Origin of the sequence: Brevibacillus sp. HD3.3A (assembly GCF_013284375.2) — a bacterium.
GTDB lineage: Bacteria > Bacillota > Bacilli > Brevibacillales > Brevibacillaceae > Brevibacillus > Brevibacillus parabrevis.
In genome coordinates, this window is sequence record NZ_CP085874.1 from 3,101,420 (window position 1) to 3,116,505 (window position 15,086).

The window sequence follows — 15,086 nt, forward strand, 5'->3', positions numbered from 1 at the left end:
CTTTGCTTTTCGTGCGTGATCTATGCCAATAGCAACATTCTTTTTAATAGGCGGTATGCTAAAATGGGTTGGTTGAAAAGAGAAAATATTCCAGCGGCGCAGCCAAGTTTGGTGCAGGCGCCGATTGGATTTGCTTGGGGAGGAGATTCCATGATGCGAGGATTGATTCAGGATATATTTGGGCTGCTGCGCACAGAGGTGCCGGGCATAGCGGAAGCGTTCCATCCACCAGCTTCGCTAGAGGAGATTCAGCGAGCAGAAGCCGAGCTTGGCATGAAACTGCCTGGCGAATTGAAAGAACTATACCAGGTCTGCAACGGAGAAAAGGAGAACGGGCCAGGCCTGTTTTTCGGGCTGCCCTTTCTCTCGTTAACGGATTTGGTGGCGGAATGGAAAATATGGGCGGACCTGGAGAGCGACTACGCAATCGAGGGCGATCATTACTCGGTTCCGCCTGGCTGGATCAAAGAACGCTATATTAACCGCTGCTGGCTGCCGATCAGCAAAGATTGGGGCGGAAACCACCTTGGACTCGACCTCGATCCGGACGAGCAGGGCAAAAGCGGGCAAGTGATCAATTTTGGCCGCGACGAACATGTCAAATACGTAATTGCCCATAATCTGACCGAAATGCTGCAATTTATCCATGATACGGCAAAAGCGAAAAACTACTCCATCCACGAGGAAGAAGACCAGCTTTTCTGGGCGTTCGGTCAACAAGGTCCCGTTCATTTTCTCGATGCCATCCGCAAACTGGAGCTTCCGGTCTACCATCCAGTGCGCATCGATCCAGGTATCGCAGACCCGCAAGCATGGCTAGACAGTCTTTCGGAAAGCTGGCGAGAGCGCATCCGGGCAAATGGGGATTCGCCAGAGCCATTTTTGCGCGCCAAACAGCTTTACTTCATTAACGAAGGCTTGACTGATCTCACTCCGCTCAAGCATTGCCGCGAAGTCCGGGAGCTGGTGCTGAGTGCAAACAAGCTTACTTCTATTGAAGCGATCAGCGGCTGCCAGCAACTGAAACGATTGTACGTGGGGAAAAACCCGATCGCGGATCTTACTCCGCTGGAAGGGTTGCCGTACTTGCAAATGCTCAATCTGGCTCAGACAGACGTAACGGATTTGTCGCCGCTTGCGTGTTTGCCCAGGCTGGCGGAGCTGGACCTGACCGAGACGCGAATTTCCGATCTCTCCGCGCTTGCTCGTGTCAACAGCTTGCAAAGCCTCGCCATCAGTCGTCCGGACGCGGCCATGTTGAACAGTGTGGCTGAGCTTGCGGCGCTCACCGAGCTGAAAATTTCCGGACTTGGCGAAAATGCCGCAGACGCGATTAAGGTGCTGGGCAAACTCGTCCATCTGCAAACGATCAGCCTGGAAGACATGTCGCTCGCCGATTTGGCGTTCTTGCGCGGTTGCCGCCAATTGAAAACCGTCAAGCTGAGAAAAACGGCCATCGCTGATATTTCACATCTGGCCGAGCTGGAAAACCTCCAATCGCTGGAATTTAGCGGCTGCGACGAGCTTGGGCAGCTGGAGCAGCTGGGCAAATCGGCTTCTTTGCGCAAAATAACAGGCTCGTACCAGCAATTCGCCCGGTTAAAAGACTGCTTTGAACGAAAAATCGATTTCTCGACGATCACAGGCAATATGACAGACGAGGAAGACGAAATTTGGCACGCGTATGTCCGGTCATAAAAGGGGGAGGCAGATGCTGTACCTCCAAGCGCATGGCGTCGAAGAGAATGAGCTGTACTATTTTGAACTGGATGAAAATGGGATCGCCTATCGGCAAGTGACGGTTACTGACGGGCAGTCGCTTGTGTCTGCGGCACCCGATTTCATGCTGAGCGAAAAAGTCGTGGAGCGCTATGAAGGCGATGAGGATATTTCCCGTGAAGCGTTTCAGGCGATTTGGCAAAAGGCAACAGCGCCTTGCAAGGCGGCTTTTGAGCAAGCGAAGCAGCGCTTTTTGCCCGGTGATCCGGTGACGGGAACGATTGCCATGTTCTATCCGCAAGGCGTCATCATCAAGGTGAGCGATGAGGTGTATGCAGTAGCAGACGATGCGCCGCTTCGAGCAAAGTCCAAACGGGAAGAAATGTACCCGGGCTATATCGTGCAGGGAACAATCCAAGGCTATGCAGAAGACAACTTTTGGCTCGTGCTCGCGGATTGCACGATCATCGGCAAAAAGTCGGGGGCTTAGACAGACAGACGACACTGACCGTTCCGAGGCATTGTGCTCCATCCGTGCCATCCATCCATGAACGCGCCACTCACCACTTCCCGCGCGGCAACCGTATCGCAGGAACCGATATGCGGCACAGCGTAGACAGCCCCAAATAGCCAAACAACGGGTACAAAAACATGAGCAGCTGGCTGTAGCCGATGAGGCACAAGACAAAAGCCGCCACGAACAGAAACAGATAAAGTCTCGACTCCGGCAAATTCACCAGCTCGCGCAATTGCTGACCGATCCCGAACACGTTGGAGATGAGCGTGGTAAAAATCTCGGAGTAGAGGACAAACACGAAAAACAGCTGAAGCCATTCGTTCCAGCGATCCGTGATGAACAAGATCGGAATGTCCATGAAGCGCACGTCATCCCAGTTTGCCAACATGGCCGTGTGCACGACGAGCAGCATGAAACCGAGCACGACTCCACCGATGACGGCGGCCCGGAACAGGACAACCTTTTCGCGGATCGCATAACCGATCGGGATCAGGACAGATTGGGCCATCGCCAGATTGAAGGACACGTAAAGAATCGTTTTCCAGAGGAAGGCGTAGTTGGAGGGCTTGGCGAGCGGCAAGGGAGATTCGACGCTGTTGTCGAGCAAAATCAGCAGGGCGAAGACGAGCATGGACGGGACGACGATCGCATTGACCAAGAGAAGCTGATCCAGCCCTTTTCTCAAGATCAACAGCGCGAGCAAAACCGTCCCGGCTGTTCCAGCCAAATACGGAATCGCGAACTGCTCCTCCAATACAGAGCCAGCCCCGGCAAGCATGACGGTCGTGACGCCGAACAAGGTCAAAAAGACCAGCACATTCATCGTGCGGCCGATCATCGGGCCAAACAGCTTTTGGTTGAACGATTCATACGAAGGGGTCCGCAGCTGATGGGCGAGAAGCATCATTTTGTAGCCAAGCCAGACGAACAGCGACGTGGCGAGCAAAATGCCGACGGTGCCAGCATGGCCGTATGAAGTGAAAAACGCGAGAATTTCCTGGCCGCTCGCAAATCCGGCTCCCACGACGGTGCCGATGTAAGTCGCCGCGACCTGGATACTTTTTCCCCACAGCTTCATAGCGTTTTTTCCTTTCCATTCCAAATGGGATGCTAGTACAAGTGTATGAAGCTTGGGCCAAAACAGAAGAAAAAAAGGCGAACGGCGACTAGGCCATTCGTCTTTTTTTATGGATCAAAATCTGTTTGATAGCTACAAAAGGAACATCGCCACGATTGTCGTCACCAAAAGGCCGATTGCGACCGGATACAAGTTGCGCCGCGCCAGCTCGAACGGGTCGACGCCGCAGATCGCGGCAGCGGGGATCAAGGCCCAGGGGATAATCGTTCCGCCGCCTACCCAGATGGCGGCAATCTGTCCGAGAGCGGTCAAGGTAGCAGCGCCTGCCCCGAGCGCGGTCGCGAACAGCTGGGCGAGAGAGCCTGCCAGCGTAATGCCGGAGAAGCCCGAACCGTCCAACCCTGTGATGACGCCGACAGCCGCTACCGTCAGCGCCGCTACTTCTTTGCTGATCGGAATCGTGTGCGCGAGTGCCACGCCCAAATCGTTGACGATACCTTGCGAGCCTGCCGGAAGCACCTCACCGAACACTTTGACAAACCCGCTGTCGCCCATGTAAAAGAAGGCGGCAATCGGAATGACTGGCCCAAACACTTTAAATCCGAACTGAAAACCGGAAATCAGGTGGCTGGTCACTTGTTCCAGCCCTTTTTGTTTGTGGGTAAGCATCGTCGCGATCAGCAAGATCAGGAGAGCGGTTCCCCCGACCAGCGCTGTCGCATCGCCGCCGCGCAAATCGAAGGCGAACATCGCGGCCACATCGAGCGCAAACAAAAGCGGAACGAGCGCTGCAAGCAAACGCCGGGTGCCTGTTGGCAGCGGAACACGCGCCGCGCTAAAGACGTGATCGGTTGCTGGCGTGTCGTTTGTGGACGCCGGAATATTCCCCAGCCGCATGTCTTTTTTCAAATACCAGAAGGCAATGATCGTCGTGACCAAGCCCATCACGATCACGAGCGGAACACTGGCGGAAATGACGTCCTGAACAGGCAAGCCCGCCGCCTTCGCTGTCAACGTCGGCGCTCCCTGGATCACAAAGTCGCCGGAGAGCGCAATTCCGTGCCCGAACAGGTTCATCGCAATCGCCACGCCCATCGCAGGCAGCCCTGCGCGCAAGGCAACGGGCAGCATGACCGCACCGATCAGGGCGACGGCAGGCGATGGCCAGAAAAACCAAGAAATGACCATCATCACAATCCCGATCACCCAGTACGCCAATGTAGCATTGCGAATCAAATGGGTCATCGGGCGGATCATCGTTTCGTTGACCCCTGTATCTGTCAGCACATGGCTCATCGCCACGATAATACAGATGACCAAAATCGTCGGCAAAAGCTCGGTTATGGCGTAAATGAAGCTGCCGAAAATCCCGCCGATGGCTGACGTCACTGATCCGGTGGCAACCAGACCCAGCAGCGCGATTCCGACGATACTGATCAAGCTGGTGTCCCTGCGCATAACCATCATGAAAATGATGCCGAGTACGAACAACACATACACACCGTGCAACCACGCAAGTTCAATCCCCATGCTGTACCTCCTCTCGTTTTTTCGAGTCGCTTACACCCTTTTGCCACACCATATGCACAAGCAAATTCATGGGTGAAAGCCCGTGCGCCTAAGAAGGCTGACGCTTCGAAAACTGGCATTTTCGTCCACAATATGCCACTATTAAATGAGCAAGAGGCAAGCCAAGCACGATCTACTTATCGATGATGAGGGCACGAGGCAAGAGAGGGGGAACGGCGCCGTTCGTGATGATGCGAAATGATGCGAAAGTGCGCCAAACGACGATGAATACGACAACACCAATCCAGCGAAAAATGGATCAGGCGATCGAGCTGTTGGAGCGCCGTTTTTTGGAGCGAAGTGAATTGATACGCCTTTTGATGCTCGGCATGATGAGCGGGGAAAACGCGCTGCTGATCGGCCCGCCGGGAACGGCGAAGTCGCAGCTGGCTCGCTCCGTGGCACAGTTGTTCGGCTCTGAGCATTGGTTTGAATACTTGTTGACCCGCTTTACCACGCCAGACGAGATTTTTGGCCCCGTGTCGCTTCAACAGTTGAAGCTCGACCATTACGTGCGAAAAACGGAAGGCTATTTGCCGAATGCGCAGTTTGCCTTTCTCGACGAAATTTTCAAGGCGAACAGTGCGATTTTGAACGCCTTGCTGTCCATTTTGAATGAGCGGCTGTACTTCAACGGCCGGGAGCGGGAAGAAGTCCCGCTGCAATTTTTAATGGCGGCTTCCAACGAGCTGCCGGAAGATGACGAGCAGTTGAGTGCCCTGTACGACCGTTTTCTGTTCCGTTACGAAGTTCATTACTTGCAGCAGGCGTCGAGCTACGAGCGGATGTTTTCCTTGCCGAGCGGCCCGCTTCCCGTCGTTTTCTCGCTGTACGATATGAAAGACATTCAGGCAGCGGCGAAGCAAGTGACCATACCGGAGGCGCTGATTTACTTCCTGTACCGGATCAAACAGGACATGGAAGCAAAAGATTACGTGCTGTCCGACCGCCGCTGGAGCAAAATCGCCGGGGTGTGGCGCACGTCTGCCGCCCTGCACGGCCGGGAGCAGGTGACGATCTGGGATACGGTGTTTACGCCGCACATGCTGTGGGACTTGCCGGAAGACTTGCCGGTCATGCGCGAGCTGTTCGAGCAGCAATTCACGCAAATGCTCAAGACTGAGCTGGAAAACGAACTGCCTTTGCAGCGCTTGCAGCAAACCGCAGATAAATGGAAGGAAAAGGAATCGGAACTGCACGCTTTCCAGTTCAAAAAGGAAGTCGGCGCCAAGCTGGGCAAAGAAGCCGTGGAGCGCAACGGACAGCTGCTGGAAGCATGTCGGGCCGAGTTGGAAGAGACGGCCAAAGATTTGCGCAACCGCCTGATCCAGTGGGAAAAGCGCGAGCACGATCTCGGGGCGTATGTGCTGGAAAAAAACCGCTTGATTCACAACGTGGAAAAATACACGGTCAAATACTCGTACTTGCGTATCGAAGGCGAGCGCATTTTGCAGCAGTTGCAGAAGACGTACCGGACGATTTTCGATAAAGACATTGCCGGAGCGGAGTACGATTTTACGTTATAGGGGGTAGCGACGATGATGATTCGTGCCAGCGGGGTCGATCGCTATCTGTTTGAGACGTATCTCGCTGCTTCGCGCACAGCCCAGGAATGGGTACTAGAAGCGCAAACCCGTGCCGAGTGGTTTGATCGCGAGCTGCTCGCAGACTTTTTTCTCGTGTTTTACTTGGAAAAGCCCGAGATTGATGCAAGCCAGGAATCGACCCCTTTTCACCATTGGCTGATTCGCACGCTGATGAAGCAGTATTTTACGCGAATGATCCATCCCCGGACGATGGGCAACGAAAGTGCCGCCTTCAAGACGGCGATCAAGTCGCTTTTGTGGCTCACGGAGACTTTCGCGGACGAAGTGAAGCAGCGCCAGAAAGACCGCAAGCTCACTCCGCTGCTCGCTGGCCTGAAAGAGCAGGAGGGACAGGAAGGGACAAAAGAGGCGCAGGTGGCTGATTTGCTGACGGAAAAGCAAAAGGCGAAGCTGGAGCTTGTCGGCTATACGCTGCAACAAGGCAAGCGTGTGGTGGAAGACAAGCAGGAGGCGCTGGACAACAAGCCACTCGTGCGTGCGGAAATTCTCGCTCTGCAAACGAAAATCGCACAGCTTCGCGAGGAAATGAGCGTGCAGTTCACGAAGCGAGCCAAACTGCTGCAAAAAGTGAAAAAGCTGGAGGAAGAGTTGGCGCAGCGGGAAAAGCAGCTTGATCGTCTGCAAAAGCAGGAAAAAGACGCCATGGACGCGCTGGAAAAAGAACTCGGCCAGTGGCTGGAGCAGTCTTTGAAAGGAACGCTTTCCACAGAAGAGCTGGATACGCTGTTTGTCGATGAAGTGTTCGCCGCAAGCCAGCGTTTTGCCAACCGCAGTTGGGGTCACGACTTGGGCAAGCTGCGCAGGCAAAGCTTTGAGCAGTATTTGAAGTGGATCGAAAAATTGAAGCGCCATCCCGATCTGGTTGCCTTTTTAAACGAGGTCGGTCGTCAGGTGCATCGCTTTCGGGTACGGCGAAAAGAAATTCGTTCCCGTCATTTGCCGGAGGAATACTACGATTTGCGGCAATCGGGCGATATTGCCCACATGCTGCCAGGCGAAGCGGTACTGCTCGCCGATCCGGACTTCGAGAACTACTTCCTGCTCAAATGGGTGGAGCAAAAACTGATGACGTACGATACGTCCGGTTGGGTAGAGGAACCGCCGAAAGGGCCTGTCATCTGCATGCTGGACACCTCTCATTCGATGCGCGGCGCGAAGCTGCGGCTGGCGCAAATTTTTCTCATGACGTTTGCCGCCCTGTCCATGCTGGAAAAGCGGGATTTCGTCCTGCTTTTGTTCGGCGCAAAAGGAGAGTTGAAGGAGCAGCCGCTGTATCATCGCAAGCCGGATTGGGCGGCTTTTTACAGTCTGGCGCAAATGGTCTTTGGCGGAGGGACGCATTTTGATGCGCCGATGAAGCGGGCGATGGAGCTTGTCGAGACGGAAAAAGCGTGGCAAGGAGCCGATTTTGTGATGGTCACGGACGGCATTGGCGGAATCTCGCCCTACGTGCAGGAAAAGCTGGTTGCCCTCGGGCAAAAGAAACAAGTGCGCCTGCACAGCCTGATTGTCGGTTCCGCCAGACAGCATCTTGTCCAGACGTACGATTTGTTGGGCGTCTCCCATCGGGTTCGCTTCGCTACGAGCTGGGAGGCAGAAGGGGAAGAAAATACCGGGCTATTGCTCGACGTGTTTGAGTCTTCCCGCCAGGAGCAAGCACAAAAAGCAAGCCAATACAAGCAAACACCTCGTTGATAGCCAGCGAGGTGTTTTTTCACTGTGTCGCCGAGACAGGTAAACACGAAAAAACGCTCCGACTTCTACGGGAAAAGTCGGAGCGCAGCGGTTATCGGCTTTATGATTAACCTACTCTTGTCGCCAGACTGCGGCCAAATTCGAGTTCTTCAAATTTGCCAAGCACAGTCGAGGAATCGTACGTCCAGGCCGCTTCCTCCATGGAAAACTCCACAGGCACATCGCGAATAATCGTCGCCAGCTTCTGGCTCAAGTACACCTGATCGCGATGTTCTTCCAGCTTGCTGCGCATTTTTGGCGTGCAGTTTTTCAAGTTTTCGTACAGGTTGTCCAGGTTGCCGTGCTCCGTAATCAGCTTCGTCGCCGTTTTTTCCCCGATTCCCGGGCAGCCCGGAATGCAGTCGGACGTATCGCCCATCAATGCTTTGACGTCCACCACCTGCTCCGGAGAAATCCCGCGCAAAGCAAGCAGGCTCGCCGGGTTGTAATGCTCATGCTTGCCGCCGTTTTTCAGGATTTTCACGCTGACTTTTTCATCGACGAGCTGCAAGCTGTCATAGTCGCCCGTCGCAATGACGATTTCATGTCCTTCGTCAGACAGACGCGTGGACAGCGTGCCGAGCACATCGTCACCCTCGTATCCCGGACAGCCAATGTTCGGGACGGAAAAGGCAGCGGTCAGTTCCTTGACCAGGTCGAATTGCGGGATCAGCTCGTCCGGCGGCGCCGTGCGATTGGACTTGTAGCCGTCAAACCATTGGCTGCGCACGAGCGATTCGCGCGACGCCACATCCCAGCCGACGATCAGGTGGGTCGGGCGCACCAGTTCGGCGTAATCCAGCATCATTTTCGTAAAACCGTACACCGCATTCGTGTAAATACCTGTAGATGTTTGCCGATAGGCACCGCCCCAGGCAGACCCGTAAAACGCGCGAAATAAAAAGCTCATGCCGTCGATGAGCAATACTTTTCCTGATTCACTCACAAAAGCTAACCCCTCTCAGCTCCAAACTATACGCCTCATTATAGCATAAAGGGCCGGGACAACTTTGTCAGATTTTACATTTCGCTGGAGCGTATGGAGATGCGATCTCGTGGGATGATAGTATCACAAGAGGTTGACAACCACCTCTTGGCCCTCAAAATCATCTTCCGGTCTCAGTCGGTGAGAGGCGAGCAGCAGGCGGTTCAAATCCGTCCCGGGAGAAAAAAACGCGTCGGGAGGAATCAATCATGGCTAACAACAACGGAAGCAGCAACAACCTGGTAGTTCCTCAAGCGAACCAAGCTCTGGATCAACTGAAGTATGAGATTGCATCTGAATTTGGTGTAAATCTCGGCCCAGACACTACTTCTCGCCAAAACGGTTCGGTTGGTGGCGAAATTACGAAGCGTCTGGTAAGTTTCGCTGAGCAACAAATGGCTGGCCGCTAAGCTCATCGCTCGGACAAGTAAATAGCTGGATGAAGAGAGGTCCCTTCTACGGGGCCTCTCTTGTTTTGCGTTGCAGCCCTTTCTTTTAGACAGGGTGCAAACACACAAGCACATTCGCGGACTAGTCATATGGTGTAACGAACAGCTCTCTATTCTTGTTTGTACATGCGAAAGGAGTGACGTTTCGACGATGAAGAAAAAAGAAGTGAAAAAGCTTCTGAAGGAAAATCCTGAATTCGAAGCGTGGGTCGTGGAAGACTCCATGCGCGTCCGGGCAGTCAGGAGCAATCCCGGCATGGCGGAAGAATTGTTCAAACGCTGGAATGATCGCAAAAGAGGGCGGCTTGATTTTGACAACATCTCGCAAAAAACGAAACGGGCCAGCGAAATGCTGACCGGAGTGCAATCGATCATGGACATGATGGCAGACTACACGAAGAAACTGTAAAAAAGCTGCTGTGACTGGAGAAGGCTAGTCGGATAGCCTTCTTTTTCTTTTTCCTTTCAAGTTTGGTTTTGTTATACTAGAAAATGGGAGGGAGCGTGCTTATGTTCCAATCGATGGTCAGTTTAATGATGGTCGTTGCGTTGACGCTCACGTCCGGAACGACCGTTTACAGCCAGGTACTGGAAGGCGCTTACGCGAGTGCAGAGAAACAACAACCATCGCTTAGCGTGACGCCAGCCAAGACGTATCCCGGCGATGTTATTTTGGTGCGCAGCAAACAGCCTCAAACGGTCACGCTCTTTTCGCGAACATACCGTTTGCAGTCCTCTTCTAACGAGTATGCCCGATTTATCCCGATTCCATTTGACGTGAAGCCGGGAGACTACAAGCTGCAATCGGCAGACAAAAAGCTGTCTGTTGCCGTGACGGTTCAACCGAAAAAGTTCGAAGTGGACAAACTGACGGTAAGCAAGCAAATGAATGCCATGCGTCAGGATACGGCCCGCATCGATGCCGATCAGAAAAAAATCAACGCCGCTCGCGCAAGCTCACGGGCGACTCCGTACTTTACCGAACCATTTATCGTACCGACGAAAGGAACGTTGACTACCCCGTTTGGCTACCAGCGCGTGGTCAACGGAGTGCCTGCCAATCGCCATGCAGCGATTGACTTGGCCAACAAAACAGGAACGCCGATCTGGGCGAGCAACAACGGCAAGGTCGTTTTGGCAGACTCGCTTTATTTGACAGGCAACACGATCATTATTGATCACGGTCTAAACGTGTTTTCCATCTACGCACATATGTCGAAGCTGTCCGTCAAGGCCGGGCAGGAAGTGAAACAGGGTCAGGTGATTGGGCAAATGGGCACGACGGGTTTTTCTACAGGCCCTCACCTTCATTACGGCATGTTGATTGGCAATACGTACGTAAATCCGCAGCCGTTTTTTGATGCATCACCTTTCCTCTGGAAGTAATTGGAGGTGTTTTTTATGAGAGGTACCCATGTGCCAAGCAAAGTCTTGAACAATATGGTCCATTTCTTGGCACCGTATGAACAGGCAGTAGAGGAATTGAAGCTCAAACTGAAAGGAATCAAGTACGGCTTTTTGAAAAGCGGCCGCTATTCTCCGATTGAATTTGTGGTGGGGCGAGTCAAGAAAGTGGACAGTCTCATCAAAAAGGCGAACGAGAAGGGAATCGATTTTCAGCAAGCTAACTGGCAAGAGGAAGTCGGCAAGGAAGTTCAGGATATCGCCGGCTTGCGCGTAGTTTGCCGCTATGTCGATGACGTGAGAGAAGTACAGCAGTTGTTGTACGAGCGGGAAGATATCGTCATTCACGACATCAAGGACTACATCGCTAACCCGAAAGATTCCGGTTACCGCAGTATCCATATGATTGTTTCTTATACCGTATATCACGGGAGCGAAAAGCGTACCCTTTTTTGTGAAATCCAAATTCGTACACTCGGCATGAACTTCTGGGCGACAAACGAGCACGAGCTGCGCTACAAATACGACGGAAATATTCCGAAGGATGTGCTGCAACAGCTGCATGAAGCGTCTGTCATCACCCATCAGCTCGATGTGTTGATGAACAACCTGCGCCAAGAGATTTTGACTCCGGCGGAAGTGGATTCGACGCTTGAAGAAAAGCTGGAAGAAATTTTTTCGCTCTACGTCAAACAAGATTTGGAGTCTGCCGCAGCTTTGTACCGCGAGCACGTCAGCGGCTTCGAGGAAGCTTTTGCAGACAATCCGAAGTTCAAAATGATTCACGATTTGCTCGGCAAGCGGTTGAAATAACGGCCAAAGCCGAGCGTCATCCAATCAAATAGTCAAAAGCCATACGTTAACACCCGACAAGCAAGGAAAGGATTTAGACTAACATGCGCTTTCTACTCACGTACCTTCTCGTTGTGGTCACGGTGATGGTCAATCTCGACGTGCCTGTGGCTTTTGCTGAGGGAGCGCCTGCGATTGCACCAGACCAACTGTTTGGCGAATCGGCCATCCTCATCGATGCGACAACGGGACAAGTCCTGTTTGAAAAGAACCCTCATGTCAGGCTATACCCTGCCAGCATAACGAAAATCGCTACCGGCATTTACGCCATCGAAAAAGGAAATCCGGATGATACCGTCACGGTTTCCAAAAAAGCCAGATTTGAAGAAGGAACGCGGGTTTACCTGGGAGAAGGCGAGCAAGTTTCGCTGCGCAAACTGGAATACGGCTTGCTGATGCACTCGGGAAATGACGCTGCGACTGCGATCGCGGAGCATATGAGCGGCACTACCGAGCAGTTCGCCCAGGAACTGAACGCTTACTTGGCTGAAAAAGTGGGCGTAACAGAAACTCATTTTGCCAACGCACACGGCTTGCACGATCCGAATCATTACACGACAGCCGCCGACATGGCCAAAATCGCCCAGTACGCGATGAAAAATCCGATTTTCCGGCAAATCGTCGGCACAAACCGCCTGCCATGGGACGGGAAGGAATGGAAATCGGAGCTGATCAATCACAACAAGCTGCTGCGCGATTATCCCGGGGCAACCGGGATCAAGAATGGTTTTACCGATCAGGCGATGCATACATTGGTTGGCTCTGCCAAACGCGGCGATACGGAGATGATCGCTGTCACGATGAAAGCGGCTTCAAGCAACTATGCGTACAAAGACGTAGTCAAGCTGCTTGATTTCGGGTTGAACGGCTATGAGACGAAGCAAATTGCCGCCAAAGGAGAGCGTTACACAGAGGTGTCGTCACCGGGCAGTGACAGCCAAGTGACTTACTCGGCAAAGGATGATTTGTACGCGACTGTTCCAAAAGGCACGGAGCCGCTCGTCCAGCTCGCTTCAGACGGACAGCTCTCCGTCACGGCCGGGGCACTTGCGGTTTCCTACCCGCTAGAGCGCCACGATCCACCTGTGCAACCGAAACCGACAGTAATCGCTTCGGCGTTAGCATTGGACGACAGCCCTCCCGTGGCGCGGTACAGCGTGCTGATCGCCTGGTTGGGGATGAATTTGTTCTTGATCGGCTGTGCCATCGCCCGCTCGCGCAAAGCGCGTCGAGTCCGGCAGCGCGATTGGCAGCGCCGCGTAAATTGACAAAAGGGAACGCAAAGCAAGCAATCAAAAGCAGGGCGACGGACAACGCTTCCATCGTCCTGCTTTTTTGCATGCGGATTTGGATAGAACGCGCGGGGATAGCAGCCGTGTCCTATTGTTGCCGGGAAACGTACAATATGGGTAAAGCCTTACATTTCTGTCGATGGGGGGAACTGCCGATGGACGCTACACACGATGTACAAGGTCTTTTGTCCGTCATTATCCCGACCCATGACCAGGCCAGGAATGTAGAGCGCTTGGTTCACGCTGTCAAGCAAGTGACTCCTGGCGCGGAAATGATCATCGTCTGCGCAGGGTTGCAGTCCCATGCGGACGATATCTCTGTATCTTACGTGTGGGGAGCGAAAGTGATTGCGGCCGAGAGCAATGCCAGCAGCAGCGAATGCCGGGCGATTGGCGCCAAGCACGCCACAGGAAGCGTTCTGCTTTTTCTGGACGAGCGAAACGGCTTGTCACAGGCTTGTTATAAAAAGTGGATCGCAAAAGTCCAGCAAGGCTATGACGTCGTCATGTGCGCAGACGACTTTGGACAGGCAAAAACGAAGCCGGGCTCTGTCCGCTACGCCTTTTCCTTCCTGAATCAGTTGCTCGGTCATCGGCAGTTCGGTTCGGCTTCGTTGGAAAAGGCTCCGTTCATACTGAACCGCAAGGCGTTGGAGACGATCGACTTTCGAGCCTTGCGCATTCCGGCCGTGGCGCTTGTGAAAGCCGTCAAAAAAGATCTTGCCATCACCTGTGAGCCAATCGAGCGCTCCGCACGAAAGCAATTGCCGCCAAGTCAGGCTTTAGCCAAACCAAAATCAGTCTTATTCGAGGAACATGCGCGAGCGATTCACATGCTCCTCCAAGATAAAAATGAGCGCGGAGCCATGCCGGATGGGGAACGACACCGGATTTTGGCGCAAGAAACAGGACTTTTGCATCTGCGTTCTGTGTTCTACCAGGAATCAGACGACAAGGAGGCCGATGGATGGGGTGCCAAACGGAAAGAAAGGACCAAGAGAATCCGCAAGAGAGCGCAAAGACGCAAAAGGCGTCCGCATTAGCCATGTGGAAAAATGGGAGAATCAGGGCAGACTAAGCATTATCGTCGGAGTCGAACAGGATGAAAAAACGGTGCTCAAGGTGCTCAAACAGGCTGAGAAGCTCTGTCCCTTGGAAATCGTCGTCGTCGTGCACGGCAGTCAAGATCGCTCGCTGGAACAGGTACTTTCCTACTCTGGCAGCGCCTTGCGCATCTTCGTCTATCCTTTTGCGCTCGGGGAAGATGTGTGGCGTACAGTGGGAGCGCGCGAAGCGACGGGCGACGTGTGGCTGTTTCTTGCGGCGGAGCAAATCGTCGCCGCCCACGAGCTTCAGCCGTTTGTCCGTTCCTGCTATCGCGGCGGTGATATTGCTGTACGGCACGCCGCCTGTTCACCTGTAAGGGTGAAGGAAGAACAGTACCCGGTGCAGTTAGCCAAACAATTCCTCAATAGCTTGCTCAATCGCAGTGAGCTTGGCGGTGCGTCGATGAACGATCTTCCTTTTGCCATCACGCGGGAAGCTGCTTCCTCGATCGGTGCCCACTATTTTCTCGTCCCAGCCGTAGCACAAGCGATCGCTTTGCAAAAAGAACTGCGCGTGACTTCTATCCGCACGAGGATTGAGCGGCTTTCAGGCAAGGAGCAGCGAATCACGCCGGAACGCGATGCGCAAAGCAAGTTGACAGACTTGGGAGATCACCTGGAGGCCATCTCCTTTTTACAGCAACCAGACGAATGACATACACGGTTCAAATAAGCGATGCTGCCATAGTATCGCTCTCTATTTTTCATTTTGCATCGTTCGGTTTTTGTAGTACGATAGTCAGGTAGGAAATTTTTTGTAAGAGAAGGAGCAAG

At 53.3% G+C, this 15,086-nt stretch carries 14 protein-coding genes; 11 read left to right on the plus strand and 3 right to left on the minus strand.

Going from position 1 to position 15,086, the window contains the following annotated elements; translation table 11 throughout:
- The first annotated feature begins 150 nt into the window (after positions 1 to 150).
- Together HP435_RS14865 and HP435_RS14870 are read left to right on the plus strand one after the other, a co-directional pair.
- The gene (locus tag HP435_RS14865; protein WP_229049678.1) at positions 151 to 1,698 is read left to right on the plus strand and encodes an SMI1/KNR4 family protein; all 1,548 of its coding nucleotides are present in this window, start codon (positions 151 to 153) and stop codon (positions 1,696 to 1,698) included.
- 13 nt (positions 1,699 to 1,711) lie between these two features.
- Entirely contained in the window at positions 1,712 to 2,209 is a 498-nt protein-coding gene (locus HP435_RS14870; RefSeq protein ID WP_122966517.1) for a hypothetical protein, read from the plus strand.
- A 70-nt stretch (positions 2,210 to 2,279) separates the two neighbouring features.
- Here HP435_RS14870 and HP435_RS14875 read toward each other — a convergent pair whose 3' ends face one another.
- Together HP435_RS14875 and HP435_RS14880 are read right to left on the minus strand one after the other, a co-directional pair.
- Positions 2,280 to 3,314 carry a YkvI family membrane protein gene (locus tag HP435_RS14875; protein ID WP_173599353.1) on the minus strand — a complete coding sequence of 345 codons (1,035 nt, stop codon included), beginning with the start codon at positions 3,312 to 3,314 and terminating at the stop codon, positions 2,280 to 2,282.
- Positions 3,315 to 3,446: 132 nt separating this feature from the next.
- Positions 3,447 to 4,844 (minus strand): hypothetical protein, encoded by a 1,398-nt coding sequence (locus HP435_RS14880; RefSeq protein WP_173599354.1) that lies wholly within the window; start codon positions 4,842 to 4,844, stop codon positions 3,447 to 3,449.
- 263 nt (positions 4,845 to 5,107) lie between these two features.
- Here HP435_RS14880 and HP435_RS14885 point away from each other — a divergent pair, with 263 nt between their 5' ends.
- Together HP435_RS14885 and HP435_RS14890 are read left to right on the plus strand one after the other, a co-directional pair.
- Complete coding sequence (locus tag HP435_RS14885) at positions 5,108 to 6,409, plus strand: AAA family ATPase (protein ID WP_122966527.1); 1,302 nt, start codon at positions 5,108 to 5,110, stop codon at positions 6,407 to 6,409.
- A 12-nt stretch (positions 6,410 to 6,421) separates the two neighbouring features.
- Positions 6,422 to 8,185 (plus strand): VWA domain-containing protein, encoded by a 1,764-nt coding sequence (locus tag HP435_RS14890; RefSeq protein ID WP_173599355.1) that lies wholly within the window; start codon positions 6,422 to 6,424, stop codon positions 8,183 to 8,185.
- A 106-nt stretch (positions 8,186 to 8,291) separates the two neighbouring features.
- Here the strand turns inward: HP435_RS14890 and HP435_RS14895 are convergent, their stop codons facing one another.
- Positions 8,292 to 9,170, minus strand: a complete 879-nt coding sequence (locus HP435_RS14895) for a 5'-3' exonuclease (RefSeq protein ID WP_122966513.1) — start codon at positions 9,168 to 9,170, stop codon at positions 8,292 to 8,294.
- 248 nt (positions 9,171 to 9,418) lie between these two features.
- Here HP435_RS14895 and HP435_RS14900 point away from each other — a divergent pair, with 248 nt between their 5' ends.
- From HP435_RS14900 to HP435_RS14930, 7 genes are all read left to right on the plus strand, one after another.
- Positions 9,419 to 9,619 (plus strand): alpha/beta-type small acid-soluble spore protein, encoded by a 201-nt coding sequence (locus tag HP435_RS14900; RefSeq protein ID WP_005836264.1) that lies wholly within the window; start codon positions 9,419 to 9,421, stop codon positions 9,617 to 9,619.
- A gap of 190 nt (positions 9,620 to 9,809) precedes the next feature.
- Positions 9,810 to 10,067 carry a hypothetical protein gene (locus HP435_RS14905; RefSeq protein ID WP_063231451.1) on the plus strand — a complete coding sequence of 86 codons (258 nt, stop codon included), beginning with the start codon at positions 9,810 to 9,812 and terminating at the stop codon, positions 10,065 to 10,067.
- A gap of 101 nt (positions 10,068 to 10,168) precedes the next feature.
- Entirely contained in the window at positions 10,169 to 11,044 is an 876-nt protein-coding gene (locus HP435_RS14910) for a M23 family metallopeptidase (RefSeq protein WP_122966512.1), read from the plus strand.
- A 15-nt stretch (positions 11,045 to 11,059) separates the two neighbouring features.
- On the plus strand, positions 11,060 to 11,875 hold the full coding sequence (locus HP435_RS14915) for a GTP pyrophosphokinase (RefSeq protein WP_122966511.1): 816 nt from the start codon (positions 11,060 to 11,062) through the stop codon (positions 11,873 to 11,875).
- An 83-nt stretch (positions 11,876 to 11,958) separates the two neighbouring features.
- The gene (locus tag HP435_RS14920) at positions 11,959 to 13,182 is read left to right on the plus strand and encodes a D-alanyl-D-alanine carboxypeptidase family protein (RefSeq protein WP_122966510.1); all 1,224 of its coding nucleotides are present in this window, start codon (positions 11,959 to 11,961) and stop codon (positions 13,180 to 13,182) included.
- 179 nt (positions 13,183 to 13,361) lie between these two features.
- Positions 13,362 to 14,249 carry a glycosyltransferase family 2 protein gene (locus HP435_RS14925; RefSeq protein WP_173599356.1) on the plus strand — a complete coding sequence of 296 codons (888 nt, stop codon included), beginning with the start codon at positions 13,362 to 13,364 and terminating at the stop codon, positions 14,247 to 14,249.
- Complete coding sequence (locus HP435_RS14930) at positions 14,179 to 14,967, plus strand: glycosyltransferase family A protein (RefSeq protein ID WP_229049679.1); 789 nt, start codon at positions 14,179 to 14,181, stop codon at positions 14,965 to 14,967. The genes HP435_RS14925 and HP435_RS14930 overlap by 71 nt, the downstream gene beginning before the upstream one ends.
- The last annotated feature ends 119 nt before the right edge of the window (positions 14,968 to 15,086 follow it).

Coding starts and splice junctions, on each gene's coding strand:
- HP435_RS14865 (WP_229049678.1), top strand. CDS start 151: ATGATGCGAGGATTGATTCAGGATATATTTGGGCTGCTGCGCACAGAG.
- HP435_RS14925 (WP_173599356.1), top strand. CDS start 13,362: ATGGACGCTACACACGATGTACAAGGTCTTTTGTCCGTCATTATCCCG.
- HP435_RS14920 (WP_122966510.1), top strand. CDS start 11,959: ATGCGCTTTCTACTCACGTACCTTCTCGTTGTGGTCACGGTGATGGTC.
- HP435_RS14910 (WP_122966512.1), top strand. CDS start 10,169: ATGTTCCAATCGATGGTCAGTTTAATGATGGTCGTTGCGTTGACGCTC.
- HP435_RS14890 (WP_173599355.1), top strand. CDS start 6,422: ATGATGATTCGTGCCAGCGGGGTCGATCGCTATCTGTTTGAGACGTAT.
- HP435_RS14880 (WP_173599354.1), bottom strand. CDS start 4,844: ATGGGGATTGAACTTGCGTGGTTGCACGGTGTGTATGTGTTGTTCGTA.
- HP435_RS14885 (WP_122966527.1), top strand. CDS start 5,108: ATGAATACGACAACACCAATCCAGCGAAAAATGGATCAGGCGATCGAG.
- HP435_RS14900 (WP_005836264.1), top strand. CDS start 9,419: ATGGCTAACAACAACGGAAGCAGCAACAACCTGGTAGTTCCTCAAGCG.
- HP435_RS14905 (WP_063231451.1), top strand. CDS start 9,810: ATGAAGAAAAAAGAAGTGAAAAAGCTTCTGAAGGAAAATCCTGAATTC.
- HP435_RS14875 (WP_173599353.1), bottom strand. CDS start 3,314: ATGAAGCTGTGGGGAAAAAGTATCCAGGTCGCGGCGACTTACATCGGC.
- HP435_RS14870 (WP_122966517.1), top strand. CDS start 1,712: ATGCTGTACCTCCAAGCGCATGGCGTCGAAGAGAATGAGCTGTACTAT.
- HP435_RS14915 (WP_122966511.1), top strand. CDS start 11,060: ATGAGAGGTACCCATGTGCCAAGCAAAGTCTTGAACAATATGGTCCAT.